This is a genomic window from Synechococcus sp. WH 8101 (assembly GCF_004209775.1).
In the GTDB taxonomy this organism is placed as follows: domain Bacteria; phylum Cyanobacteriota; class Cyanobacteriia; order PCC-6307; family Cyanobiaceae; genus Synechococcus_C.
The window spans coordinates 1,940,952-1,963,111 of the sequence record NZ_CP035914.1; the positions used below are offsets into that span (position 1 = coordinate 1,940,952).

At 64.4% G+C, this 22,160-nt stretch carries 33 protein-coding genes; 15 read left to right on the forward strand and 18 right to left on the reverse strand.

The genetic code is table 11. The features are described from left to right. Positions 1–58: 58 nt before the first annotated feature. On the reverse strand, positions 59–298 hold the full coding sequence (locus tag SynWH8101_RS10345; RefSeq protein ID WP_130129700.1) for a hypothetical protein: 240 nt from the start codon (positions 296–298) through the stop codon (positions 59–61). A gap of 538 nt (positions 299–836) precedes the next feature. Continuing rightward, entirely contained in the window at positions 837–1,328 is a 492-nt protein-coding gene (locus SynWH8101_RS10350; RefSeq protein ID WP_130129701.1) for a hypothetical protein, read from the reverse strand. Positions 1,329–1,433: 105 nt separating this feature from the next. On the opposite strand from SynWH8101_RS10350, the gene SynWH8101_RS10355 reads away from it, so the two are divergent. Then, positions 1,434–1,673: a hypothetical protein gene (locus SynWH8101_RS10355; RefSeq protein ID WP_254427944.1), complete on the forward strand. Its 240-nt coding sequence runs from the start codon at positions 1,434–1,436 to the stop codon at positions 1,671–1,673. Between the two features lie 13 nt (positions 1,674–1,686). Here SynWH8101_RS10355 and SynWH8101_RS14165 read toward each other — a convergent pair whose 3' ends face one another. Beyond that, the gene (locus SynWH8101_RS14165) at positions 1,687–1,842 is read right to left on the reverse strand and encodes a hypothetical protein (RefSeq protein ID WP_165380980.1); all 156 of its coding nucleotides are present in this window, start codon (positions 1,840–1,842) and stop codon (positions 1,687–1,689) included. 98 nt (positions 1,843–1,940) lie between these two features. Then, positions 1,941–2,177 (reverse strand): Nif11-like leader peptide family natural product precursor, encoded by a 237-nt coding sequence (locus SynWH8101_RS10360; RefSeq protein ID WP_236629647.1) that lies wholly within the window; start codon positions 2,175–2,177, stop codon positions 1,941–1,943. On the opposite strand from SynWH8101_RS10360, the gene SynWH8101_RS14170 reads away from it, so the two are divergent. Further along, positions 2,172–2,342 carry a hypothetical protein gene (locus SynWH8101_RS14170; RefSeq protein WP_165380881.1) on the forward strand — a complete coding sequence of 57 codons (171 nt, stop codon included), beginning with the start codon at positions 2,172–2,174 and terminating at the stop codon, positions 2,340–2,342. The two genes, SynWH8101_RS10360 and SynWH8101_RS14170, sit on opposite strands and share 6 nt — an antisense overlap. Positions 2,343–2,346: 4 nt before the next feature. On the opposite strand, the gene SynWH8101_RS10365 is transcribed toward SynWH8101_RS14170, so the two are convergent. Continuing rightward, positions 2,347–2,628: a hypothetical protein gene (locus SynWH8101_RS10365; protein WP_130129702.1), complete on the reverse strand. Its 282-nt coding sequence runs from the start codon at positions 2,626–2,628 to the stop codon at positions 2,347–2,349. 619 nt (positions 2,629–3,247) lie between these two features. On the opposite strand from SynWH8101_RS10365, the gene SynWH8101_RS10370 reads away from it, so the two are divergent. Both SynWH8101_RS10370 and SynWH8101_RS10375 read left to right on the forward strand, forming a co-directional pair. After that, on the forward strand, positions 3,248–4,633 hold the full coding sequence (locus SynWH8101_RS10370; RefSeq protein WP_254428120.1) for a glycosyl hydrolase family 57: 1,386 nt from the start codon (positions 3,248–3,250) through the stop codon (positions 4,631–4,633). A 53-nt stretch (positions 4,634–4,686) separates the two neighbouring features. Beyond that, complete coding sequence (locus tag SynWH8101_RS10375) at positions 4,687–5,112, forward strand: DM13 domain-containing protein (protein ID WP_165380981.1); 426 nt, start codon at positions 4,687–4,689, stop codon at positions 5,110–5,112. 18 nt (positions 5,113–5,130) lie between these two features. On the opposite strand, the gene SynWH8101_RS10380 is transcribed toward SynWH8101_RS10375, so the two are convergent. Beyond that, positions 5,131–5,433 (reverse strand): TIGR03894 family protein, encoded by a 303-nt coding sequence (locus tag SynWH8101_RS10380; protein ID WP_130129704.1) that lies wholly within the window; start codon positions 5,431–5,433, stop codon positions 5,131–5,133. A 69-nt stretch (positions 5,434–5,502) separates the two neighbouring features. Here SynWH8101_RS10380 and SynWH8101_RS10385 point away from each other — a divergent pair, with 69 nt between their 5' ends. After that, entirely contained in the window at positions 5,503–5,880 is a 378-nt protein-coding gene (locus SynWH8101_RS10385; RefSeq protein ID WP_130129705.1) for a DCC1-like thiol-disulfide oxidoreductase family protein, read from the forward strand. A 1-nt stretch (position 5,881) separates the two neighbouring features. Here SynWH8101_RS10385 and SynWH8101_RS10390 read toward each other — a convergent pair whose 3' ends face one another. Continuing rightward, positions 5,882–6,391, reverse strand: coding sequence for a hypothetical protein (locus tag SynWH8101_RS10390; RefSeq protein ID WP_130129706.1), 510 nt, complete (start codon positions 6,389–6,391; stop codon positions 5,882–5,884). Positions 6,392–6,557: 166 nt separating this feature from the next. Between SynWH8101_RS10390 and SynWH8101_RS10395 the strand changes: the two genes are divergently transcribed. Then, entirely contained in the window at positions 6,558–7,076 is a 519-nt protein-coding gene (locus tag SynWH8101_RS10395) for a hypothetical protein (RefSeq protein ID WP_130129707.1), read from the forward strand. Between the two features lie 7 nt (positions 7,077–7,083). Next, the gene (locus SynWH8101_RS14650) at positions 7,084–8,028 is read left to right on the forward strand and encodes a WbuC family cupin fold metalloprotein (protein ID WP_370586990.1); all 945 of its coding nucleotides are present in this window, start codon (positions 7,084–7,086) and stop codon (positions 8,026–8,028) included. Here SynWH8101_RS14650 and SynWH8101_RS10410 read toward each other — a convergent pair. Together SynWH8101_RS10410 and SynWH8101_RS10415 are read right to left on the reverse strand one after the other, a co-directional pair. Beyond that, entirely contained in the window at positions 8,017–8,664 is a 648-nt protein-coding gene (locus SynWH8101_RS10410) for an SOS response-associated peptidase (RefSeq protein WP_130129708.1), read from the reverse strand. The genes SynWH8101_RS14650 and SynWH8101_RS10410 overlap by 12 nt on opposite strands. Then, complete coding sequence (locus tag SynWH8101_RS10415) at positions 8,664–9,554, reverse strand: GNAT family N-acetyltransferase (protein ID WP_130129709.1); 891 nt, start codon at positions 9,552–9,554, stop codon at positions 8,664–8,666. Before SynWH8101_RS10415 ends, SynWH8101_RS10410 begins: the two co-directional genes overlap by 1 nt. 233 nt (positions 9,555–9,787) lie before the next feature. Here SynWH8101_RS10415 and SynWH8101_RS10420 point away from each other — a divergent pair, with 233 nt between their 5' ends. Next, complete coding sequence (locus tag SynWH8101_RS10420; protein ID WP_130129710.1) at positions 9,788–10,009, forward strand: chlorophyll a/b-binding protein; 222 nt, start codon at positions 9,788–9,790, stop codon at positions 10,007–10,009. 3 nt (positions 10,010–10,012) lie between these two features. Then, positions 10,013–10,489 carry a hypothetical protein gene (locus SynWH8101_RS10425; RefSeq protein ID WP_370586991.1) on the forward strand — a complete coding sequence of 159 codons (477 nt, stop codon included), beginning with the start codon at positions 10,013–10,015 and terminating at the stop codon, positions 10,487–10,489. Here SynWH8101_RS10425 and SynWH8101_RS10430 read toward each other — a convergent pair. The 7 genes from SynWH8101_RS10430 to SynWH8101_RS10450 form a co-directional block, all read right to left on the reverse strand. After that, positions 10,479–11,072, reverse strand: coding sequence for a pyridoxamine 5'-phosphate oxidase family protein (locus SynWH8101_RS10430; protein WP_254427945.1), 594 nt, complete (start codon positions 11,070–11,072; stop codon positions 10,479–10,481). The two genes, SynWH8101_RS10425 and SynWH8101_RS10430, sit on opposite strands and share 11 nt — an antisense overlap. Beyond that, positions 11,059–11,799, reverse strand: coding sequence for a peroxiredoxin-like family protein (locus SynWH8101_RS10435; RefSeq protein WP_130129713.1), 741 nt, complete (start codon positions 11,797–11,799; stop codon positions 11,059–11,061). The genes SynWH8101_RS10430 and SynWH8101_RS10435 overlap by 14 nt, the downstream gene beginning before the upstream one ends. Then, complete coding sequence (locus SynWH8101_RS14175) at positions 11,796–11,960, reverse strand: hypothetical protein (RefSeq protein ID WP_165380882.1); 165 nt, start codon at positions 11,958–11,960, stop codon at positions 11,796–11,798. The genes SynWH8101_RS10435 and SynWH8101_RS14175 overlap by 4 nt, the downstream gene beginning before the upstream one ends. 101 nt (positions 11,961–12,061) lie before the next feature. Next, positions 12,062–12,235, reverse strand: coding sequence for a Nif11 family protein (locus SynWH8101_RS10440; RefSeq protein ID WP_130129714.1), 174 nt, complete (start codon positions 12,233–12,235; stop codon positions 12,062–12,064). Positions 12,236–12,313: 78 nt separating this feature from the next. After that, entirely contained in the window at positions 12,314–13,861 is a 1,548-nt protein-coding gene (locus SynWH8101_RS10445) for a carboxypeptidase M32 (protein ID WP_130129715.1), read from the reverse strand. A 10-nt stretch (positions 13,862–13,871) separates the two neighbouring features. Then, a complete protein-coding gene (locus SynWH8101_RS14180) occupies positions 13,872–14,048 on the reverse strand; it encodes a hypothetical protein (RefSeq protein ID WP_165380982.1) in 177 nt (58 codons plus the stop codon). A 74-nt stretch (positions 14,049–14,122) separates the two neighbouring features. Then, complete coding sequence (locus SynWH8101_RS10450; RefSeq protein ID WP_130129716.1) at positions 14,123–14,374, reverse strand: hypothetical protein; 252 nt, start codon at positions 14,372–14,374, stop codon at positions 14,123–14,125. A 65-nt stretch (positions 14,375–14,439) separates the two neighbouring features. Here SynWH8101_RS10450 and SynWH8101_RS10455 point away from each other — a divergent pair, with 65 nt between their 5' ends. Next, complete coding sequence (locus SynWH8101_RS10455) at positions 14,440–15,354, forward strand: histone deacetylase (RefSeq protein ID WP_130129717.1); 915 nt, start codon at positions 14,440–14,442, stop codon at positions 15,352–15,354. A gap of 9 nt (positions 15,355–15,363) precedes the next feature. Here the strand turns inward: SynWH8101_RS10455 and SynWH8101_RS10460 are convergent, their stop codons facing one another. Then, positions 15,364–15,609 (reverse strand): hypothetical protein, encoded by a 246-nt coding sequence (locus SynWH8101_RS10460; protein ID WP_130129718.1) that lies wholly within the window; start codon positions 15,607–15,609, stop codon positions 15,364–15,366. 56 nt (positions 15,610–15,665) lie between these two features. Between SynWH8101_RS10460 and SynWH8101_RS10465 the strand changes: the two genes are divergently transcribed. From SynWH8101_RS10465 to SynWH8101_RS10480, 5 genes are all read left to right on the forward strand, one after another. Then, positions 15,666–15,956, forward strand: a complete 291-nt coding sequence (locus SynWH8101_RS10465; RefSeq protein WP_130129719.1) for a 4a-hydroxytetrahydrobiopterin dehydratase — start codon at positions 15,666–15,668, stop codon at positions 15,954–15,956. Between the two features lie 47 nt (positions 15,957–16,003). Further along, positions 16,004–17,089, forward strand: coding sequence for a GTP-binding protein (locus SynWH8101_RS10470; protein ID WP_254427946.1), 1,086 nt, complete (start codon positions 16,004–16,006; stop codon positions 17,087–17,089). Between the two features lie 70 nt (positions 17,090–17,159). Further along, a complete protein-coding gene (locus SynWH8101_RS14185; RefSeq protein WP_165380983.1) occupies positions 17,160–17,309 on the forward strand; it encodes a hypothetical protein in 150 nt (49 codons plus the stop codon). Positions 17,310–17,413: 104 nt separating this feature from the next. Continuing rightward, positions 17,414–18,451: an extracellular solute-binding protein gene (locus SynWH8101_RS10475; protein ID WP_130129721.1), complete on the forward strand. Its 1,038-nt coding sequence runs from the start codon at positions 17,414–17,416 to the stop codon at positions 18,449–18,451. After that, on the forward strand, positions 18,448–20,016 hold the full coding sequence (locus SynWH8101_RS10480) for an iron ABC transporter permease (RefSeq protein ID WP_130129722.1): 1,569 nt from the start codon (positions 18,448–18,450) through the stop codon (positions 20,014–20,016). Before SynWH8101_RS10475 ends, SynWH8101_RS10480 begins: the two co-directional genes overlap by 4 nt. Here SynWH8101_RS10480 and SynWH8101_RS10485 read toward each other — a convergent pair. Then, positions 19,995–22,136: a PhoX family phosphatase gene (locus SynWH8101_RS10485; RefSeq protein WP_130129723.1), complete on the reverse strand. Its 2,142-nt coding sequence runs from the start codon at positions 22,134–22,136 to the stop codon at positions 19,995–19,997. The two genes, SynWH8101_RS10480 and SynWH8101_RS10485, sit on opposite strands and share 22 nt — an antisense overlap. Positions 22,137–22,160 lie beyond the last annotated feature (24 nt).

Below are 22,160 nucleotides of genomic sequence, written 5' to 3' on the forward strand. Positions count from 1 at the left end.
TTCCCGGGTTGTAGCCAGACCCAGTGCAATTGGCGCTAGCAAGGCAACCGAGCGAGCGTCAGTCGAGCGCGTCGCAGTATTCATCAATCATTTCGACCTTCGACACCGTGGAGGTGTGCGCATCGGTGAGCTGCAGACGCTCCATCGCCGTGGTGGTTGTGATCTGGTGCGCGCCGTACTGAGCACAGACGAGATGGTGACGCTCATAGGTGCTTTCACAACCGCTCAGCGCAGCCGCGACAACAGCGGTGCTGAGGAGCGCTGCTACTTGACCAAAGACCCTCGCATTAACCGTCAAGCGTTTATGCGCACGTTGCCATCAGGTTGAATCAGCTGCAGCCCCCAAGCAATGCGTGATTACACCGATTGCCGATGTGTTCCAGGCGACCAAGACTGTGGGCATCGAGATCGGAGGAACCGGATGACGGCAGACACTCCACCTGAGCAACACCAAGAAGCAAGCTGACTTTCTGGCCCCTGCTCCAACAGTTTTCACACCCAACGAAGGGCTCGTCACCTCATCAGGTCAACAACGCCTGAACGACCCTCCACACCGCACCGCCACAGGTGCCCTTCGGAGTTAAAAGCCCCTCACCTGGAACCATGGCCCCAGGCGCCACCAGTCAGACGCTTCCTGTTTCCTTTCGCTTCACACACTGTCCTTCGCAACGGAGTTTCTTTCTGATTCGCGTTCAGTTCAGTCGTTGACAGGAAACTGATGAACAAACGAGCGACCTAGGCCGTCTCTTCCATCCGGGAGGGGCGGCCTCCCTTTTGACAAGGCGTCACAGTTCCTGCCATGAGGCAGGCCGAGATCCGGGCTCTGAAAATGCAGATCAGCGGCTGGCAGCGTGCCCCGGACAAAAGCGGTTCGCCACTGCCAGAGCCGTGGGGTCGTTGGTCACGGGCTGCCAACCTTTCGGGACTGACCGGGGGATGCGCACATCACCGAGTCGGTCAAAGGTGCGGTCCTGACAGTCGAGGCGATAGGTGAAAAAGGAGCGGGTCGACCCCGCGGGCGTCCCGCCCGTGAAGCTCGGAGCCACATAGCCATCACGCCAACACCGGTTGCGCTCGCAGCGCACCGTGCCGGGGTTGCCTTGATTCAGTCGAGCGGGGATGGCTGGCCACTTGATCACCGTGTGGCCGACGAATTCCAGATATCGATCACGACGACCGCTGAGCACAATCGGTCGCACGGAGGCATCGTCGTAGCTGTAGGGGCTTGGCACCGGCACGGCAACCATCTCCGCCATCGCTGCACCCTCCAGGCCGATTAGCACCTGAAGCAGGGCCGCTGCAGCGGGTATCAACGGCAAACGAGGCATCGGTCTTCGCTTGGGCCCTCACTGTCGATGGCACAGAGCCCGAAGATCTCCCCCAAATGGGGGAGGGTTGTGACCAGCTGCAACTCAGGCTGCGGTATCAAGGCAATGACGTTCGGCAGCACGGCATCGATGGCAAGCGCAGGGGGACCGACGCCGAATCCGATCGGCCATGCGGTGGAGCAACTCTCGAACGCAGTGTTTCCCCAGGCATCGCTCGGACAACTGCTGTTCACCCTGCTGTTACTCGGCCTCGTCGCGCTGTTGATCGGCGTCCCCATCGCCCACCAACGTCGCCACGTGCAGCAGTTTCAGAAGCGCGTTCAGGAGCGCGACAAACCGGACTAGAGCTCAAACGCCCTTACAGCTCAAACACCGTGCCCAGCAGGCTGGCCGGATGATCCACCCCATCCGTGCACAGCAATTCCAACTGCAGCAGCAGGACGACATGAGCCGAGAAGCGAAGCGCCGAAACGATCGCGAGGCCGAGGCAGAGAGGGCAGTGCATCAATCCCATGGATGCAGCTTCGAGCGGTTCTCCCTCCGCTGACGAGAACCGTGCGATTTCTTGACCTTGCGGTGAAGCAAGGAGGCCACAGGGTCTCCGCACTGCGGTCAGTAGTAACGCCCTGGATACTCCCCGGGATGGTCCACCCGCGTCACCCGCACGCCGGCCACGGATCGCCCTGAAAGGCGCAGAAGGTCGCTCCCCGAAACGGCATAACCCAACTCCTGGGCGAGCATGGCCACCTGATCCGCAGTGATCGCCTCCTGCACCTGCCGCCGCAACTGCGGATCGCGCGCCAGCCGCTGAAGAAACTGCTCGAGCGGATTCAGAGGCCTGCCATGCAATCGAGGCAGACCCTACAGGCAGCGATCAGCCTTAATCCTTTCTCCCTTGCGCAGCAGCCGCTGCGCCAGCGTCTATTGCCCCAGGGAGACCATCTCAGCCGCACCTGTTCGTTCTGGGCCCCCACCTGGCAGCAACAGGCGGGTTGGGCACCGGAGGTGGCCTGAGGAGTCAGCGCTCTCGCCAGCGATTCCAGGCCTTTCGATGCCATGGGGTGACGTCCTGCAGGGGAGGCGGAGGCCCTTGCTGGACCCGTTCCATCCGCTCCAACTCCGCACGCAGCTCACGCAACACGGGGATCAAAAGTAGCGCTGCAACGAGTCCCACCACCAGCAGCAGCGGCAGCAAAGTGACCAGCCAGATCGCAGCCACGGTCGCAGCCACAATCCCGGCGAGCATGGCACTCAGTCGCCGCAGCCATCGCGGCCGGCTTCGCCCAGGAAGTTGCTTCATGACAGCACCGCTCTCGAGCTGCACTCTGCCGCGGGCACGCCAGATTCAACCTGGACCAGCGTCAGTCGTGAGGCAATGCGTGATTGCACTGATTGCCGATGTGTTCCAGGCGACCAAGACTGTGGGCATCGAGATCGGAGGAACCGGATGACGGCAGACACTCCACCTGAGCAACACCAAGAAGCAAGCTGACTTTCTGGCCCCTGCTCCAACAGTTTTCACACCCAACGAAGGGCTCGTCACCTCATCAGGTCAACAACGCCTGAACGACCCTCCACACCGCACCGCCACAGGTGCCCTTCGGAGTTAAAAGCCCCTCACCTGGAACCATGGCCCCAGGCGCCACCAGCCAGACGCTTCCTGTTTCCTTTCGCTTCACACACTGTCCTTCGCAACGGAGTTTCTTTCTGATTCGCGTTCAGTTCAGTCGTTGACAGGAAACTGATGAACAAACGAGCGACTTAGGCCGTCTCTTCCATCCGGGAGGGGCGGCCTCCTTCGTGAATGGTCATCGCAGCCAGCCTGGACCATGCTTTGAACAAACGGAGCAGCTGCCACCTTGATCACCACCACTGCTCCACCGCCGATCGCCGGCCGCGAAGACGAGCTCCGGGCCCTGATGGAACAGTCCGCGCTCAGACCACTCATCTCCTCAGAGCGACCGCTGGCGTCGAGCCGCTCCGCCTTTGCCTGTGCGCTGCACATGCATCAGCCCACGATCCCAGCCGGGCCCGATGGAGCGCTGATCTCCCACCTGCAATACATGCTCGACCACCCCGGCGAGGGGGATAACCACAACGCCGAGCCATTTGCCCATTGCTACCGGCGAATGGCCGAGCTGATTCCCGAGCTGATCGGTGAGGGCTGCGAGCCGCGGATCATGCTCGATTACTCCGGCAACCTGCTCTGGGGTGCCACCCAGATGAGGCGTGAGGACATCACTGGCGCGCTCCGATTCCTGGCCTGCGACCAGCAGATGCAGCGCCATGTGGAGTTCCTCGGCACCTTCTGGAGCCATGCAGTGGCCCCCTCCACGCCGATCCCGGATCTGAAGCTGCAGATGAGCGCCTGGCAGCATCAGTTTGCGGCGATGTTCGGTGATGAGGCGCTGCAGAGGGTGCGCGGCTTTTCGCCACCGGAAATGCATCTGCCCAACCATCCCGACACCCTGTTCAGCTTCATCACCGCTCTCCGGGAGAGCGGTTATCAGTGGCTGCTGGTTCAGGAGCACAGCGTGGAAACCCTCAGCGGTTCCCCCCTGAGCAGGGAGCAGTGCCTGCTGCCCAATCGCCTGGTGGCCCGCAATGCTTGCGGTGAGGAGATTGCGATCACAGCGCTGATCAAGACCCAGGGCTCCGACACCAAGCTCGTGGGTCAGATGCAACCCTGCTATGAGGCACTGGGGCTTGATCGCCTCCCCCTCGGCACCACAACGGTGCCCGCCCTGGTGACACAGATTGCCGATGGTGAAAACGGGGGCGTGATGATGAACGAATTTCCCGAAGCCTTCCGGCAGGCCCATCGCCGTCTCCGTGAGAACGGAAACGGTTGTATCGCCATCAACGGCACGGAGTATCTGGCGCAGCTGGATGCCGCCGGAATCGACACCAGTGCATTCCAAACCATTCAGGCGATGGGTCAGAGCCGGCTCTGGGAGGTGGTGGGATCGGCCCCGACGCCGGCAGCTGTGCAGGCTGCGATCGAGCGACTGCAGCAGGCCGATCCCTCCTTTGCGATGGAGGGATCCTCATGGACCAACGATCTCAGCTGGGTGCAGGGTTACGACAACGTGCTGGAGCCGATGCAGGAACTCAGCGCCCGTTTTCACGCCCGCTTCGGTCCACTGCGCGATCAGGATCCAACGATCACCTCAACAGCCCCTTACCAGGAGGCCCTCCTGCATCTACTGCTGCTGGAAACCAGCTGCTTCCGTTACTGGGGGCAGGGCACCTGGACCGACTACGCCAAGGAGATTCACCGGCGCGGCATGGCGCTGCTTGGCTGATCCCGGCGGTTCCGGCAGATCCAATCAAAATGGATGGTGTGTGGGTCACCCCGATGCTTCAGCGCACCTCGCTTGCGGCGGCCGCCCTTGGCCTGAGCCTGATTCCGCTCCAGGCCTGCGCCCAGCCCATCCAACGCAGCGGCCGGTTCCTGGCGGCAGAACACCCTGCCGCCGGGGAGGTGCGCCTGGAGCAGCGAAACGGCAACGCCACGCTGGTGTTCAGCCAAGACTTCCGAACCACTGATCAGGCACCGGACCTGTTCGTGGTGGTGAGCCCCATGGCCATGCCGCTGGAGAACAGCCCAGCACCGGCCTACCCGCTGACGCCAGGAACATTCCGCGTGGTGGCGCCACTGAAGGCAACCAGCGGCAGCCAGCGTTACGGGCTGCCTGCTGATCTCAAGACCAGCGAGCAACGGTCAGTCTTGATCTGGTGTCGCCAGTACAACGCCACCATGAGCTGGGCTCAGCTGGAGTGAGGCTTGCCGATGCAGCGCTCAGCCGGCTGAGCTGGAGCGTCGCCGCACAACACGTCGCCCATCCGGGGTCTGTTCCACCTTGGGTGAGGATTCAGCCGTCGAGGTGACGTCGTCCCCCTTCGGTTCGTCTTCGGGAGGTTCCATTTCAGCCACGAGGCCCACGATCACCGCCGCCTGCACCTGATCAGCCAGATCGCCGATCACCATCAGGGCTTTGAGTGTGAGCTCCAGGCGGGAATCGCGGGGAAGGCCCGGACGCAGCTTCTTCACGCTGGACCAGAGCTCCTGGGCCACTTCCTTCAACAGCGCCTTATCGGACATCCTTTGATGCGATCAATCGCATCAACCTACCGCTCAGCGACTCCCTGCTCATGCCGTCAGAATCGCTGGATGTCCCTGACCCTCGTCTACGACGGCGGCTGCCCGTTCTGCCGCCATTTCGCCCTGCGGAGTGAACTTCTGGGGGGAATCCCAGACCTGCAGATCCGCGATGGTCGCGCCGACCACGGGCTGCGCCGAGATCTGCGCCAACGGGGTTTCGACCTCAACAACGGGGCCGTTCTGCTCGACGGCGAGCAGGTCTGGCACGGCAGTGAAGCGATTGCCGTGCTTTGCCGTCAGCTCACGCCCACCGATCCGATGCTGCAGCTGCTCCACGGCCTCTTTCGCAATCGAAGACGCGCCAATCTCCTCTACCCAGGCCTTCTGGCCGCCCGCCAGCTGGCCCTCGGCCTTCGCGGCCTGCCCCTCGATCCGGACTCCCCTTGAATCAATTCAGCCGACTGTCGCGAAGTGGTGACTCGGCGGTTTGCTGCTCCGAAGCCATGGGCCAGAGACTGAGAACCAGCAGAACCAGAGCCGCCACAGCCATGGGCAGATTTGCGATTGCGCCGGGGGCCGCCGCCGTGGTGGGAATCGTTTTAAGAGCGGGGATTACCAGACCGCGCATCGAATATTCAAACGCGGTGAGCAGATAAAACAGGGGGATCAGGGCGCGGTAACGCACCAGAACTAACAGCTCCAGCAAGGCCAGGATCAACTGGGATAACCCCCAGAGCGCAAAGATCCCCACGATCGTTTCCGCTGCAGCGGGCGAATAGGCATCAAGAGGAATGTGGGCAATCGTCTGGGCCCCACCATCTGGCGCGAAGAGGTGGTGCTGGCTGCGCCAGAGCGTGACCAGCGTCAGCGGCGCAAACATCCAAAGAGCAATGGGATGGCCGGGAAACGCCGCAGTGATTGTGACCGGGAGAAGACGACTCAGCCATCCGAATGTCATTGCTGCACTGCTCAGCGATCCCGATCATCATCAAGGCTGAACACCTCGGGCGCACCTGTCAATGAACGGCAAATGGCTGGTTCTCACCATTCTGCTGGCCCTGGCTGGCGTCGCCGCCTACGAATACGTGCTCCTGCAGGGGCTTGCACCTGCCTGATTGGCTCCCATGGTTTCGCGTCTGTTCTTCGCCCTTCTGCTGGTCGCAGCATTGCTTCTGGCCCCTTCAACGGCCTGGGCCGCCGACCTCAAACTCAGCGCCGTGGAGCTGGCCCCCTGCGACGCCGCCGATCCCGGTGCCCAGCCGGGAGCGACAAGCGCCGGCAACCGCGGCAGCATCAGCAGCCCGGAGGGAGCGAGCTGCTACGTGCTCACGGGCACCGTTGAAAACCCCGGCCGCCGTCCCGTGGTCGACACCGACGTCTACGCGCGCATCCTCGACAGCAGCGGCGAACCGGTGTTGCAGAACCGCACACGGGTGGGGTCCATCGGCGATGTGGAACCTGGCTCCCATCCCTTCGCCTTGCGTCTGGCCGTGCCCACCGGCACCCCAGGCCCCTTTGTAGTGAAGAACGCCCGGGCGCGCGGCTTCAGCGCCCCGGTGCGCAGCCGTGCCGGCGACGACGAAGAGCTGCTGCCCCTGGAACAGGGCGTGATCAGCAGTCAACCCGACCCCGGCCCCCGCTGACGTCTCCATGGACCGCGTTCTGTTTCTCTGCACCGGCAACTACTTCCGCAGTCGCTTTGCGGAGCAGTGGTTCAACCACAGGGCACGTCAGCTCGGACTTGATGACCAGGTGCAGGCCTGCTCAGCCGGCCTGGGGGTGAGGCCTGACAGCGGCAACATGGGTCCGATGGCCAAGGAGGCTCTGGCGGCCCTGCAGGAGCGCGGATTGGAGCTGGATCCAGCGGAGCTGGCCCTGCCGCATCAGGTGAGCCGCCAGGAACTGGAACAAGCCACACTCGTGGTAGCGGTGGACGCCGAAGCCCATCGACCCATGGTGCAGGCCCAGTGCCCTGACTGGGAGGAACAGATCAGCTTCTGGAGTGTGAAGGACCTGGGCGAGGGGGAGGCTGATGCCGACCCGATCGTCCAGCTGCAGGGGCGGGTGGAGCAGGTGCTGCAGCGCTGGCAGGTGCAGCTGAAACGGATTGACCAGCCCCTGCTCGATGCGGTCGCCACCGAAGCGCGCCAACGCAAACGCCTGCGACGCAACCACAACCTGCACCAGGAGAGCGACCTGGTGCAGAGGTTTCTCAATGCACTCCAGCCTGGCACCTACGTGCGTCCCCACCGCCATGTGCGAGCCGAGGCGGGCAGCGGCTTCGAGTGCTTCCTGGTGCTGCAGGGGGCGCTCGGCCTCCTGGTGCTGGATGCTCAGGGCCACGTGCTGAAGCAGGAACGATTGAGCGCCAAGGGCTCCCTACGGGGTGTGGAGCTGGCAGAGAACCAGTTCCACACCCTGGTGGCACTGGAACCCAACACGGTGATGTTCGAACTCAAGCAAGGCCCCTACATCCCCACCGCCGACAAGGACTTCCTGCCGATGTTCCCGCTCGAGGGGACCCCAGAGGCCCAGGACCAGGAGCAGCGCTGGCGGGATCTGTTTAACGGAAACGGCCCCGACTCAGAACAGTGATCCCTGCACCGCCGACCCCGCTGGAGCGCGCACCGATGTGAGCGGCCGGGCCTGCCAGCCGCATGGGGCCCAACCACTCAGCAAAGGCTCGAGAGCACGCAACTCCGCACCGTCACTGGGCGCCATCCAGGCCTCCTCCAGGCCCGCGGGAATGAGCACGGGCATCCGGTCGTGGAGGGGCCTGATCAAGGCATTGGCCTCGGTGGTGAGCACGGTGCAGGTGTCCACCTCACTGCCATCCGCCCCGAGCCAGCGCTCCCAGAGGCCGGCGATCCAGAAGGGCTCACCGTTGTCCCGGGCGATCCGATGCCCCTTCTCGAAAAACGAGGTGGCCGGTATCAGGCAGCGCCGGTGTCGCCAGGCGCCACGGAAACTGGCCTTTTCGGCCACGGTTTCGGCACGGGCATTGAACGGCCTGGGGCCGGTGGAGGGATCCTTGACCCAGGAGGGAATCAGCCCCCAGAGCATGAGGGACGCCTCGGTATTGCCCTCGTCGCGCCGCAGGGCCAGCAGAGGTTCACCGGGGCGGATCAGATCCCTGGGGGCGTATTGGCGCCGGTGCTCCCCATCCAACCGATCCCGCAGCGGCGCAGGCAGACCGTTGACCTCGGTGCTTAAGGCAAAACGACCGCACATCAACCGAGCTCCAGGCAGGCCAAACCAAACACGTCATCCAGAGGAACCGCAGGACAGGGGCCTCGGTACATCCTCAGGGTTCCGCCCACCCGCTCAAAACCCAGATCAGCCAGGAGCGGCCCAGCGCCGGGATTGGCCCCGGGCGAATCGATCAGCACCACTCCCGGATGCTGACTCAGAAGCTGTTGGATCAGCAATGCCGCCAAGGCAGGCGTATCAGCGAGAAGCGGCCCGATGCGCCACCCCTCCCCCCGCGGCAACAGGCAGGGGCGGATGCGGCCGAAGCCATGGCAGCGACCCTCGTCATCGATCAGGGCCTTGACGGTGCCAGCGCGATGGGCGAGCCAATCAGCGAGAAAGTGGGGGCGCGGACTCAGTTCCCGCTGAGCGTCGTAGAGCTGCACAGAGGCCTGGGGAATCGCCGCTCCCTCCAGCAGGCGCAGCCCCTCCGGCAGGGCAGGGCCCACAAGCGAATCAACCTCGCCACTGATCTGCTGACTGATCCGCTGCCAGCGACTTGTGGGTGACGCCGGACGGAACCCCCAGCCGGCGTAATCCTCAATCCGGTCGCTCGCGGCTTCCAGACCCACACAGGGGAGAGCGGCGAGATGGTCGAGGGCGTGCTGCCAGAGCTGTCGCCCATAGCCCTGCCCCCGGTGCTCAGGCACAACGATGTACAGCCCGATGAAGCCGTACTCGAGGTTGTATTTGACGCCAGCGATGCAGCCCACCGGCTCGCTGCCCAGCCAACCGATCCAGAGTCCCTGACGATCGGTGTGGCGATAAATCTCCACATCGCCAAGGCCTGGCGCGAATCCCTCACGCCGGGCCCAATCCGTGAGCCGATCCACCTGATTGGGCTGGAGGGGCCGGATCTGCAGCGTTGACATCCAATGGCGCCCAAGCGCGATGACCCCATTTAGGCATGCACGCACTCAAGCCCACGACCTGCCAAGATTGGTCAAGAAATGCAACGCATTGTTGACATGACCACGGAATCTTTTCTCACCCTGATGCTCGGCTTCGGTGCTGCGGCCACCAGCCTGGCCTTCTGGAAGATCAGCCAGGCCGGATCGGGCTCCAGCGAAAGCTGAATAGGCTCGCTGTCCCCGTCAGTGTTCCGATGACCCCTGATCCCTTCCTCTACGAGCCGTTAGAGGGCTTCGGGGACAGCCTCACGAGCCGGCGGCCATGGAACACCTCCGCCCTGATTGGCGTCGAGCGACTCAATGGACGTGTCGCCATGCTCGGCTTCGCCGCCGCCGTGATCGGCGAATGGATCAGCGGAGTAGGACCGGCCGGCCAAGTGATGGCACTGCTGCGCTGGTACCTCAGCCTCGGGTGAATGATGCATCCACCCAGCATCGGTGAGCTGCTCAAGCTTGAACAACAGGTCCGCTGTGAGGGAACTGGCCTCAGAAACACCGATCTGCAGGGGTCCTGGCGCCTGCAGAGTGTCTGGTCTCGCAGCGGCAAGGAAGCCAGCGCTATCAGCAGTTGGATGCTGCGCCTTGTCAAGGCCCGACTTGAGCTGACCGACACGCGTGATGGATCGCTCTCCATCAGCAACGTAGTGAATCTGGGAGCTCTGGAGCTTCGTTTTCGAGGCAGCGCTCAACTCCATGGCCCACGGCCCCTGTTGCGCTTTCAGTTCGACAGCCTCTCCCTGACCTTCGGCAAGCAAACGCTGCTGCAGCGCCCGCTCACCCCAACAACAGAGCCACGTCGTCAGCCTTTTTTTGCCCTGATCCGGCGTGATCCCTCCGGCTGGCTAGCCGCCCGCGGCCGGGGTGGTGGATTGGCGCTCTGGAGCCTCAAGGGTTGAGGTGCTGTTCCAGCCAGCCCTGATCCCGCAACCAGCAGCGACGGAGATGGGGATGGGGCTTGAGATCGAGCTGCTCCACCCGCTCCAGTTTTACCCGGATCAAAGCCAGCACCTCCGGCTTGGGGGCACCATCAGGGATCTGCTCAGGCCAGGGGCCCTCCGGATTGAAGCCTTCTCCTGGCTGAGGCCAGCCCCAGACCGCACGCCCCCGAGGCGTGAGCCGCTGCCAGTGCTGTTCAAGGGCCTCGCGACCCTGCTCGCCGTCGATGATTCGGGCAAGGCCGCGCAGTCGAAATTGCTCGCGGGTTTTTCGAAACAGCCAGCACAATTCCACCCTGGGCTGATGCAGAAGATCGCTGGGCTTCTCACTGCGCGTGTCGGTGAGCAACTCCAGCTCCCCTTGGGCACTCCAGCCGCGAAACACCAACGTCCTCACCCGAGGACAGCCCTCCGCGGACATCGTGGCCAGTTGCAGCCAACCGCTCCCAGGGGCGCGACCCTCCCGTTGCCGAGCGGCACGCAGGAGGAGGCGCCAGGGAGGCAAGCCCACACCGGCTTCATCGGCCATCTCAGGCTGCAGCATCAGCCTGCAACCAGGGATCAAGGAAAGCCAGGGGCCGATGCATGGTGGCCGAGAAGCCGAGGATCCCCCTGTCCCGGTGGACGTAGAGCGGGGAATTATCGGCAGCCAACAGAAACGTTCCGCCCCGTTGGGTGATGAAACGGTCATCGGGCACATAGGTGCGCCAATGACGCAGCACCTCATTCATGTTGCGCAAGCGCACAGTGGCCAATTCGAACGGACGCTGAAAGCCACGACCGCCAGCCCGTTGAAAGAGAGCCGCAGGAAACGCTGGCAACACCCCGGTTTCAACCACCGCCTCGTCATCGAAGCACTGCGGTGCTCTGCGGTCGCCGGTGTAACCACGCACCACCTCCGCCAGCGTTCCGGGTGACCCGATGCCCGCGCACATCAAGAACAGCGCAGGCCAAGGGCCGCCTGGCAGCTGCAGACCGGGAGAGCAGCCCAGGGCACGATGCAAAGAGGCATCCGCCTCAACCTGAAGCCGTTCGCGAGGGAAGCCTGTGAAAGCGCAGAAGCGATCAGCTCCAGCGCCATCGCCGATAGCGATCGCCAGCACCTGGATGCCGACCCGGTCAAGCTGGGGAAGAACCGGCACCAACGCCTGGGCGTATTCAAGCGAATCGAAGTCCCCAAGCTGGCTGAGCAGGATCACGAGTCGGGGTGCCCCAGCTTCCATGCCAGGAAGCAATGCCAGGCGCGACAGCAACGGCTGCAGATCTGTCATCCCAGGGGAGGCAGCAACTCAGGCTCCGAGGTCGCCAGGGCCGTAAAGGGCTCAACAGCGGCGACGTCAACCTGAAAAGCGAATTCCTGCAATTCCGCATCCAACTCCAGCAGCATCAGGGCCAACGACTGAGCCAGATCTCTGCTGAAGGATCGCGACATGCCAGGTCTCACGCGGGACTCATCCCTTGTAGAAGGCCGGCAGCCACCGCCGTGGCTGCCGTCGCAGCTCAGACACAAAACGTGCCGGAGCCGCGGATCGATCACTGGTGCTCTCGCTGCCAGCGGGTCAGGTTCGCTGGAGAAAACTTGTGACCGTGACGGAGGGCAACCTTGGCAACACAGGTGTTGTCGGTGCCGCAGCTCTCCACTTCACGACGGATCGTGTCGTTGCTTTGAGCCTTGGCGAGGAAAGTCTCCAGTTGTTTCATCGACATGGGCAAGCAGGCGATGGGACTCCCCACCGCTAGGCACCAACCCGTGGGTATGGAGCGACACATCGCTTTTTCTTCGGCTCAGCAGCTCCCTGACAGCGCCGGAGACAGCCTGCTGATTTTCGCCTCGAGATAGGCGAGAAACGGCTCGGCCGACAGGGGGCTTCCACTCACTTGCTCCACCAGCTGCTCCGCATTGAGGGCACGGCCGATCGGATGCACATGCTCGCGCAACCAGGCGAGCATGCTGCTGAGATCGCCTCGAGCGACATGGTCTTCCGGGGCACCGATCGCCGCGGTCATCGCCTCGCTGAGCTGGGCACTGATGAGATGGCCGAGCAGATAGGAGGGGAAGTAACCGAACAATCCCTCGCTCCAGTGCACATCCTGGAGGCAACCCTCGGCGTCGTCGGCGGGCTTGACCCCAAGCAGCTCCCCGTAGCGACGGTTCCATTCCTGCGGCAGATCGTCCACCGCCAGCCCCTGCTCCAGCAGCGCCAGCTCCAGATCCGTGCGAATCAGGATATGTAGCCCGTAGCTGAGTTCATCCGCTTCCACGCGATTGCAGCCTGGCGCCATCGGATTCATCGCCCCCCAGAACTCCCTGGCCGACCCAAGCGGGGCACCCGCCGCGGCGAACCGCTGCCACCAGCGTTCGGCGAAGGGCAGGCTGCGGGCCACCCGGTTTTCCCAGAACAGCGACTGGCTTTCATGCACGGCCATCGACGTGGCCTGCCCCAGGGGCCAGGCAAACCACTGATGGCTGGCGGTGGGCAGCCCCTGTTCATAGAGCGAATGCCCCCATTCATGCGCCGTCGCCAGGAAACAGGAGAGCGGCTGACCGGCCACCACCCGGGTGGTGATCCTGAAATCCCTGGGGCCCAGGGTGATCGAGAACGGATGCGGGGATGCGGCCACGCAGGTGATCGCCGGATCCCGGCCCCAGTCCTCCAGGAGCTGATCACAGAGCTGCTGCTGGGTGGCCGCAGGCAGATCCCAGCTGAGGGACGTGGGCCTTGGGCCGCTGCGCAGCTGATCCAGCAGTTCCGGCAACCGCTGACGCAGGGGCGCGAACAGCTGCCGAAGTCGCTCCAGGCTGAGATCGGGCTCAAAGGGCTGGGCCAGGGTCTCCCAGCAGCTGCGCGGTTCCGCCAGCTGCCGCGCCTGCTCCTGTCGCAGGGCGACCATTCGGGTCAGAGCCGGCGCGAACAGGCTGAAATCGGCGCTGGCTTTGGCCTGCTGCCAGCGGTCGTAGCCTTCAGCCTTGGCCGTGGCCAGGGCACTCACCAGATCGGGGTCGAGAGCCTGCTGGCGGCGCAGATCCTGCTCCAGCAGATCGAGATTGCGGCCACGGGCCACCAGATCGGGAATGGCCGCAGCTCCCGCTGCCGCGATGGCGACACGCCAATCCTGCCGGGCTTCGGCGATCAGGTCGGCATAGGAGGCAGCGCTCTGGCGGGCATGGAGCTGACGCGCCAGCAGGGCCAGCTGCTCACCACGCCAGGCGGCTCCCCCGCTGGGCATGCGCGTGTTCTGATCCCAGTAGAGCGTGCTCTGGATCGAACCGAGCAGATTGGTCTCCCTCAGATGGCGTCCTAGTCGCTCCCAGGCAGTGTCTCCAGCGCCCATGCCATGCCCTTTAACGGGGCACGTTACGGGTGCGGCGGCGGGCTTGCTGCTCGCTGGTCCAGGTGGCCCAATGGCGCCACTCCACTTCGCTGGCGGGTTGCACCGCAGCCACCAGAGCGTTGTCCGTCCAGTAATCGGGAGAATCCAGTGTGCCCAGATGAATCGGGCAGGAGGGTCCGGCTTTCATGGCCGTTCTTTCGATTGTCTTAAGACTGGCTCAATCTGGGACGGATCGGCAAGGGGCGCAGCCCGCCGCAACCGTCAGTCGATCACCTCACCGTCGACGGTGATCTCGAACTCGATCCCAAAGCGATGGGCAGTGGCGCGAAAACGCCGCGCCAGCTCAATGAACAGACGACGCACCAAGGCATCATCGAAGTCGTAGATCTCGAGATTGGCCGTCTTGGCCACAGCCTGCAGAGAGTCGATCAGCTTTTCCACCCGCGGCGCGAATACCTTGCCGAAACGGGCTCGCTTCTCGGCGGCACTATTGAAATCAGGCGTTGCCGCCATCTCACTCGGAATCTGGAAGGATCGAGGCAGTCTGGTGCACACCCTTCGCCTCGACCGAGCCGCCGGTGCCCCTGCCGATCGTTTATCACCCGCGCTACTCGGCTCCACTGCCCAGCAGCCATCGCTTCCCGATGGCGAAATTCCGCCTCCTGCATGACCTGCTGCTGGATCGCGGCTGGATCAGGCCCGATGCGGTGATAAGGCCTGTGAGCATCGCCCGCCGCGACCTCGAACGCATCCACGAGCGTTCTTATCACCAGGCCTTCAGCCTGGGCCAGCTCGGCCGGGCTGAACAACGCCGGATCGGTCTGCCAAACAGCAACGCCCTGGTGCAACGCACCTGGTTGGCGGTGGGTGGCACCCTGCTGACAGCGCGGCTGGCCTTGCGTCATGGCATCGCCTCCCACCTGGCCGGTGGCACCCATCACGCGCACCCTGGCTTTGGTAGCGGCTTCTGCATCTTCAACGACTGTGCTGTGACCGCCGCCGTGCTGCTGGCCGAGGGGGCCGTGAAGCGACTGATGGTGGTGGATCTGGATGTGCATCAGGGCGACGGCACCGCGGCCTGTTTCGCGACGGATCCCAGGGTGTTCACCCTCTCGGTGCACGCCCAGAGCAACTTTCCACTCCGCAAGGGCCGCAGTGACCTGGATCTGCCCCTGGCCGATGGCACGGGCGATGCGACCTACCTCAGCACCATCGGCGATCGCCTTCCCGATCAGCTCGATACCGTTCGCCCCGATCTGGTGCTTTACAACGCCGGCGTGGATCCCCACAGAAACGACCGACTCGGGCACCTGGCTCTCAGCGATGAAGGGCTGCTGCATCGCGATCGCCTCGTCCTCGATGCCTGCCTGCGCCGCAACATTCCAGTGGCGACGGTGATCGGTGGTGGATACGACGCACTCGAGCCTCTGGTGCAACGACACGCCCTGATCATTCGCGCCGCACTCGAGCAGGCCCGTTTGTATGGACTCTGAAGGCTGCGGTCATTTTTTGCGGCAATAGCCGCCTCCCACATTCATCCAGCCACTCGGACAGGCTTTGCCGTTGGTGGGCTGCACCGTGTAGCTCATCACACCCAGGGTGCTGCACTTGCCGTTGAAGGTGTCGACATACCCCATGGGGCAGAGGTCGGCGATCTTGGGAACCACCCGCTGCGCCCGCGCCGACGCAGGAACAGAGGCAAGGCCGACGCCGACCAGCACAAGAGCGAGACTGCTTGGGCTCTTCACACCAGGCTGGGCGCAACGGCTTCAAGATTAAGGCTGAGATCCCGACAGACACAGCCATGCCTGCCACCCTGCTGAGCCCCGAGGAGCGTGCGGCCCTGAGCACGGAGCTGCCCCTCTGGGCAGTGGTGGACGGACAGCTGGAACGGCGCTGGCAGTTCAAGGACTTCAATGAAGCCTGGGGCTTCATGAGCCGGGTGGCGCTCCTGGCTGAGGCGATGAACCACCACCCCGATTGGAGCAATGTGTATGCCACGGTGACCATTCGGCTCCAGACCCACGATCTGGGAGGGCTCTCAAACCTGGATCGCACACTGGCTCAGGCGATCGATCAAATCCAAAGGGAGTAATACCTGCCAGCATGGAGGGCTGTGGCCTGGCCTTCCCCAACGCGACCATGACAGTCTCAACGACCAGCGGCGTTCCGGTGACCATCCTCACCGGTTTTCTTGGGGCCGGCAAAACCACCCTTCTGAACCACATCCTCAGCAACCAGGACGGCGTCAAGACCGCCGTTCTCGTGAATGAATTCGGCGAGATCGGCATCGACAACGACCTGGTGGTGAGCACCGGTGACGACATGGTGGAGCTGAGCAACGGCTGCATCTGTTGCTCGATCAACGGAGAACTACTGGAGGCAGTGGACCGCATCCTGGAGCGTCCGGACCCCATCGATTACCTGGTTGTCGAAACCACGGGCCTGGCAGATCCACTCCCCGTGGCCATGACGTTTCTTGGCAGCGAGCTGCGGGATCAGACCCGGCTCGACTCAATCATCACGCTCATCGACGCCGAGAATTTCGGTGCAGAAGTGCTCGAGACCGAAGTGGGCCGCTCGCAGGTGATCTACGGCGACATCCTCCTGCTCAACAAAACCGATCTGGTAAGTGAAGACCGGCTGCAAGCGATTGAAGCCAGTTTGAAAGAGGTCAAAAATGATGCCCGCATTTTGCGCGCTGTGAAAGGTGGCGTGCCGCTGCCCCTGCTCCTGAGCGTGGGACTGTTCGAATCCGATCGAGTGGTGAACACTGCCGATGATCCAAGCCTCGATCACAGCGACTGCGACCACGACCATGGTCACTGCAGCCATGACCATGACAACGATCATGGGCACAGCCATCACCACGGGCACAGCCATGACCATGGACACAGCCATGACGCTGGTGACCATCTAGCAATCGAGGGATTCACCTCTTTGTCCTTCAGCAGTGATGGGCCCTTCGCCCTGCGCAAATTTCAGAATTTCCTCGACAACCAGCTGCCGGCCTCCGTATTTCGGGCCAAGGGCATCCTCTGGTTCAACGAAAGTGAACGCCGCCACGTGTTTCATCTGGCCGGCAAACGCTTCTCGATCGATGACAGTGACTGGCCTGGCGCCCGCAAGAATCAACTGGTGCTGATCGGCCGTGATCTGGATCACGCCACCCTGCGCCGGCAACTCCAGGCCTGCGTGGCCAAGGACGCCGGCAAAGGATTCGCCTGAGATTCCGATGCAACAGGCACAGGCGAAAGGGCTCGGACGTGATTAGGGTGACGGTTCAACGGGAGAGGGCATGGTTGAAGTTCTCGCGGCAAGCACGCTTCTAACCGTGCTGGGGCTTGCCCTTTGGTTCCTGGCAGATTCCGATGACGACAACAGCGGCGGCGGCCTGATGGAACCCGCCCTGGTGCCCATCCCCGTACGACACCAGCGTCGCTCCTGACCAGGCCTTCATGACTCCGCAACCCCGCGAAAGCGGGGTTTTTTCATGCCCGCCCACAGACGCCAAGCTATTGCGTATCATTCTCAGCCAGTCACCGCTCGCAAATGCGGATCACTCGCAAAACAGCCGGTCGGAATGCCGGCCTGCTCGCCCTGCTCCTGGCATCATCCGGGCTGCTCGCCGCCTGCAACACATCGGGCCGCCAAGAGATCGGCGTCTACTCCGGACGGCACTACAACACCGATCAGGAGCTCTACGACCGCTTCACTGCCGAGACCGGCATCAAGGTGAAACTCCTGGAGGCCAAGGATGATGCCCTGATTCAGCGTCTCCGCTCCGAAGGCTCCAACTCCCCCGCCGATGTGCTGATCCTGGCCGACGCCGCCCGCTTGGACCGCGCCGCCCATCTCGATCTGTTTCAGTCCGTGGATTCGGCCGCGCTTGAGGCCGCCGTTCCCGCCGATCTGCGCGATCCCAACAACCGCTGGTTCGGGCTGACGCGCCGGCTGCGTGCACCGATGGTCAATCCAGCCCAGGTGCAACCAACCGAGGTGAACAGCTACCGCAAGCTGGCGGATCCAGCCCTCAAGGGCCGGCTCTGCCTGCGCAATCGCCGCAGCGTTTACAACCAGTCACTGGTGGCGTTCATGCTCGACCGGGAAGGGGAGGCAGCGACCGCGGCCTGGATCCGCGGCATGGTCGCCAACCTGGCCCAGCCCGTCTACGGCAGCGACACGCCGATGATCCGTGCGGTCGCCCAGGGCCGTTGCGGTGTGGCGCTTGCCAACAGCTACTACCTCGGACGCCTACAGGCCGGCGACAAAGGCGCCGATGACCAGAAGCTGTCCGCTGCGGTGCAGGTGGTCTGGCCTGACCCCGTCCACGTCAACATCACGGGCGGCGGCATCACCCGCCACAGCCAGCACCCCAAAGAAGCGCGTCGCTTCCTCGAATTCCTCGCCTCCAACCAGGCCCAGGGTGGCTATGCGGCCGCCAACCATGAATACCCAATCCGCGGCTTCGGCAATGATCCGGTGTTGAGCGCCTGGGGGCCGTTCCGGCAAGCTGATGTGTCCGCCGCCCGGCTCGGCGAACTGAATGGCAAGGCCCTCGATCTGATGACAGCCAACGGCTGGCAATGAGTATGTCCCCCCTGGCCGCCGGCGACCGCCCGACCTGGCAACCGGGGCGCCGCCTGCTCAGCAGCGGCGCCCTGCTGCTCGCCCTGCTCGCTCTCTGGCCGATCGGAGGGCTTCTGGGCGAAGGCCTTCAGGGACTGCTGACTGGCTCTGCCCAACTGGGGCCTGACGGCGGTGCCCAGCTGCGCGGCACGACCCTGCTGCTGCTGGGCACCGCCCTACTCGGTGGTACACTCGGCACCGCCAACGGCTGGCTTCTGGCCAACTGCCGCTTCCCGGGCCGGCGCCTGCTCCGCGTTGCCCAGCTGCTACCCCTGGCCAGTCCCTCCTATCTGCTGGCCGCCACACTGGTCGACCTCGGCAGCCGTCAGGGGCTGCGCATTCACGGCCTGGGCTGGGGGGTGCTGGTGATGGCCGTGAGCACCTACCCCTATGTGTTCCTGTTGAGCACCGAAAGTTTCACCATTTGCGGCAGGCGGCAGCTGGAAGCGTGCCGCTGCCTCGGCGTGGGTCCCTGGAACAGCTTTCGGCGCATCGCCCTGCCCCTGGCTCTGCCTGCGATCGGTGCCGGCATCGCCCTGATGGGGATGGAAGTGGTGAATGAACTCGGCGCCGTGCAGTTGCTCGGCATCCCCAGTCTGTCGGCCGGCATCCTCCAGGCCTGGCAGGCCGAAGGCAATCCCGCCGGTGCCGTCGGCCTCGCCCTGATCACGCTGTGCATCGTGATGGTGCTGCTGGTGGGGGAACGCCGGCTGCGCCGGCGCAGCCGGCGCTGGACTGAGGGGGTAGCCGGGGGTGAATCGCCTGCCTGGCCGCTGCAGGGGCAACGGGCTCTTGGCGCCCAGGTCCTTGGCCTCGTGCCGCCTCTGCTCAGCCTCGGCATTCCCCTGCTCTGGACCGCCCGCAACTTGGATCAACTCCGGGCCGGATTCAGCGGGGAATTGCTGCAGCTCACCGGCCGCAGCCTCGGACTCGGCCTGGCGGCCGCGGGACTTGCGGTGGCCGCCGCACTTGTGCTGGCGATCGCCAAACGCTGGAGCAGCGCAGCCTGGTTGCGCAGCCTCACCTTTTTGGCCGGAATGGGCTATGCCGTTCCCGGCGCGGTACTCGCCCTGGCCCTGCTCTTGCTCGGCTCCCCCTGGCGGCTGGCCCCCTTGCTGCTGCTGCTTTGGGGCTACAGCGATCGCTTCCTCGCCGTGGCCAAGGGGGGCTTGGACGCCGCACTGGAGCGTTTGTCACCGAGCCTGGATGAGGCGGCCACCGGCCTGGGTTGCCGTTGGCCCGCCGTGCTGCAACGCATCCACCTTCCCCTGCTGCGCGGCCCCCTGGCGGTGGGCGCCCTGCTGGTGTTCGTCGACACCGTGAAGGAACTACCCCTCACCTTCGCCCTGCGTCCCTTCGACTTCGACACCCTGTCGGTTCGGGTGTTCCAGTACGCCAGTGATGAACGCCTGGCCGCCGCACTCTGGCCAGCGCTGATGATCCTGACGCTTGGACTGATCGCCGCCCTGGCCCTGATCCCTGGTCTGGAGCGACAGGGCCAGGATCAGGCACCCAGCAGGGGCTGACCATTGCGCCGCTGCACCGCCACCACACCCGGTCGTGGTGGCCGTCCTGGCGCCTGGGACGGCCAGTTCGACCCCAGCGGCACCCGGCGCAACTGCTCGATCGTGCCCCCCTGCCGATCCTGCAGACGATGGGCCTGAAACTCCTCGGAGCCCAGTTGGCGCCGGCCCTGCACCTCGCCGGGATGCTGCACCGCCAGGAACAGGGCCCGCTCCTGCTGATCGAGGCTCACCCCGCAGAGCTCGCATTCCATCGGACCGGTTGCAAAACAGGCGGCTGTCTCCCCATCCCCAGCACGGGGAACGAACCAGCAACTGTTGTTGCCGAACTGATCGCTGGCCGCTGACTTGGCGGAACGATCCGTGACGATCCAGAGGTTGCCCTGCCGGTCGATCGCCAGGTTGTCGGGATTGGTGAAACCGAGCCCTCCAGCCCAGGGCTCACCACCGGTGACAGCCATACGCCAACGAAAACCACGGCCTGGGGCTGGATCGTCACCCAGGCGCATGACCCAGCCGTGCTCCCAGCTGGCTTCACCCGTAGGGCCACGGAAAATCGCCGGATCCGCTCCCCCTCGGCTGCCAGGTGCCCCGGAGGTGAACGCCACCAAAAGGTCACCGCTCACCGGATCAATCTCAGTGTCCTCCGGTCGGGCCGTGGGAGTCGCGCCAGCGGCGGAGGCCGCCAGATGGGCATCGATCAGGATCGCCCCCTGCAACGCTTCTCCGTCTCCCCGATACAGGGCCGCCAAGGTTGGGAAGCGCTTGGCGTAGGCCATCACGGCCGCATCGTCGCGAAACAGTTCCCCTCCCGCCTGAAGTCGATCGGAATGGGGCAAATCCACCGGGCAGGTGAGCCCGGCCGCCTGATAGCGGCCAGGACGGAACGGCTGCACGGGGGTCTCAGGACGCAGGGGCAACCACTCACCCGTGCCATCGGCGGCGAAACGGGCCACCTGCAGCTCACCGACTTCGAGCAGCTGGGAATTGGCGGGATCTTCCGGCCGGCTCACCCGGCCGGAACTGACGAATCGATAGAGATGGCCGCCGCGACGGTCGCAGCCGGAATACACCACGAGGGGCTCACCAGCGACCGCGCGCACAGCCACCGCCTCATGGCGAAAACGGCCGAGGGCGCTGTGCTTCCGCACCGGGGCCGCCGGATCCTTCGGATCGATTTCCACCATCCAGCCGTATTTATTTCCGGCAAGCCCATAGGGATTGCCGAGACCGGCCAGGGTCGTGGCCCGGCAAACGAAGGGCATGGTCGAAGGTGGCGCAGCACTGCCATCGGCAAACACCGCCTCCGGCACCTGCGACTGGTAGTTCTCCTCGGCGCTGAGCACCGTGCCCCAGGGGGTGGTGCCGCCGGCACAGTTGGCGAATGTGCCCACCGCTGCCGCCCCCAGGCCATCGTCGTAGCCCAAACACTGCGGCGCCATGAACACCGCCGTGGCGGGACCTGTGATCGGCAGACGCGCCCCGGGGTCGCGCCAACCGGCCAGACCATCCACGCGACGCTCGCGCCGGTCGGGTGTCCGCTGCCAGATCCCGCCCTGGCGTTGCAGGTGAATCACACCAAGCCCGAGATCGGCCATGGCCTGATCGCTGACGGCCCGGATCGTTGCCAGCAGAGGATCGCTGGCCGCCAGGGTGCTGCAGTCGATCACGCCCTGGCGTGACGCCAGGGCCGCCACAAGCTCGCCCCAGGGCAGGGGCTGACCCACCACCTCCGCGAAACCGTCGCTCCAGGGGATCGGACTGATGTATTCGAAATTGACGCTGAGCAGAGCCTCGTTCAAGCCGAGGGGAACGAAGCCGAGGTAATCGTTGTTGAAGCCGAAACGCCCCGTCGCCAGGGGATCCCCCCAGGCGGCCAGCAGGTCACTGCGGAAGCCCTCCGGAACGACCAGCCGATCCTCCACCGCCACCTCCCGATAGGCACGCTGCTGCTGGGCCGCCGACAGGCCATCGCTGTTGACGGGCAGCGGTGTGGCCACGGGGTCAAACGGCCAGGGTCGTCCTGTCTCCTGGGCTGAAGCCGCCAGCCCATCGGCGGCGCGGCTGGCGATCCAACCGGCGCCGCCAAGACCGAGGAGGCTGAGCACAGAGCGGCGGCGCATGGGAAGCGAAGGAGCGGGGAGCGG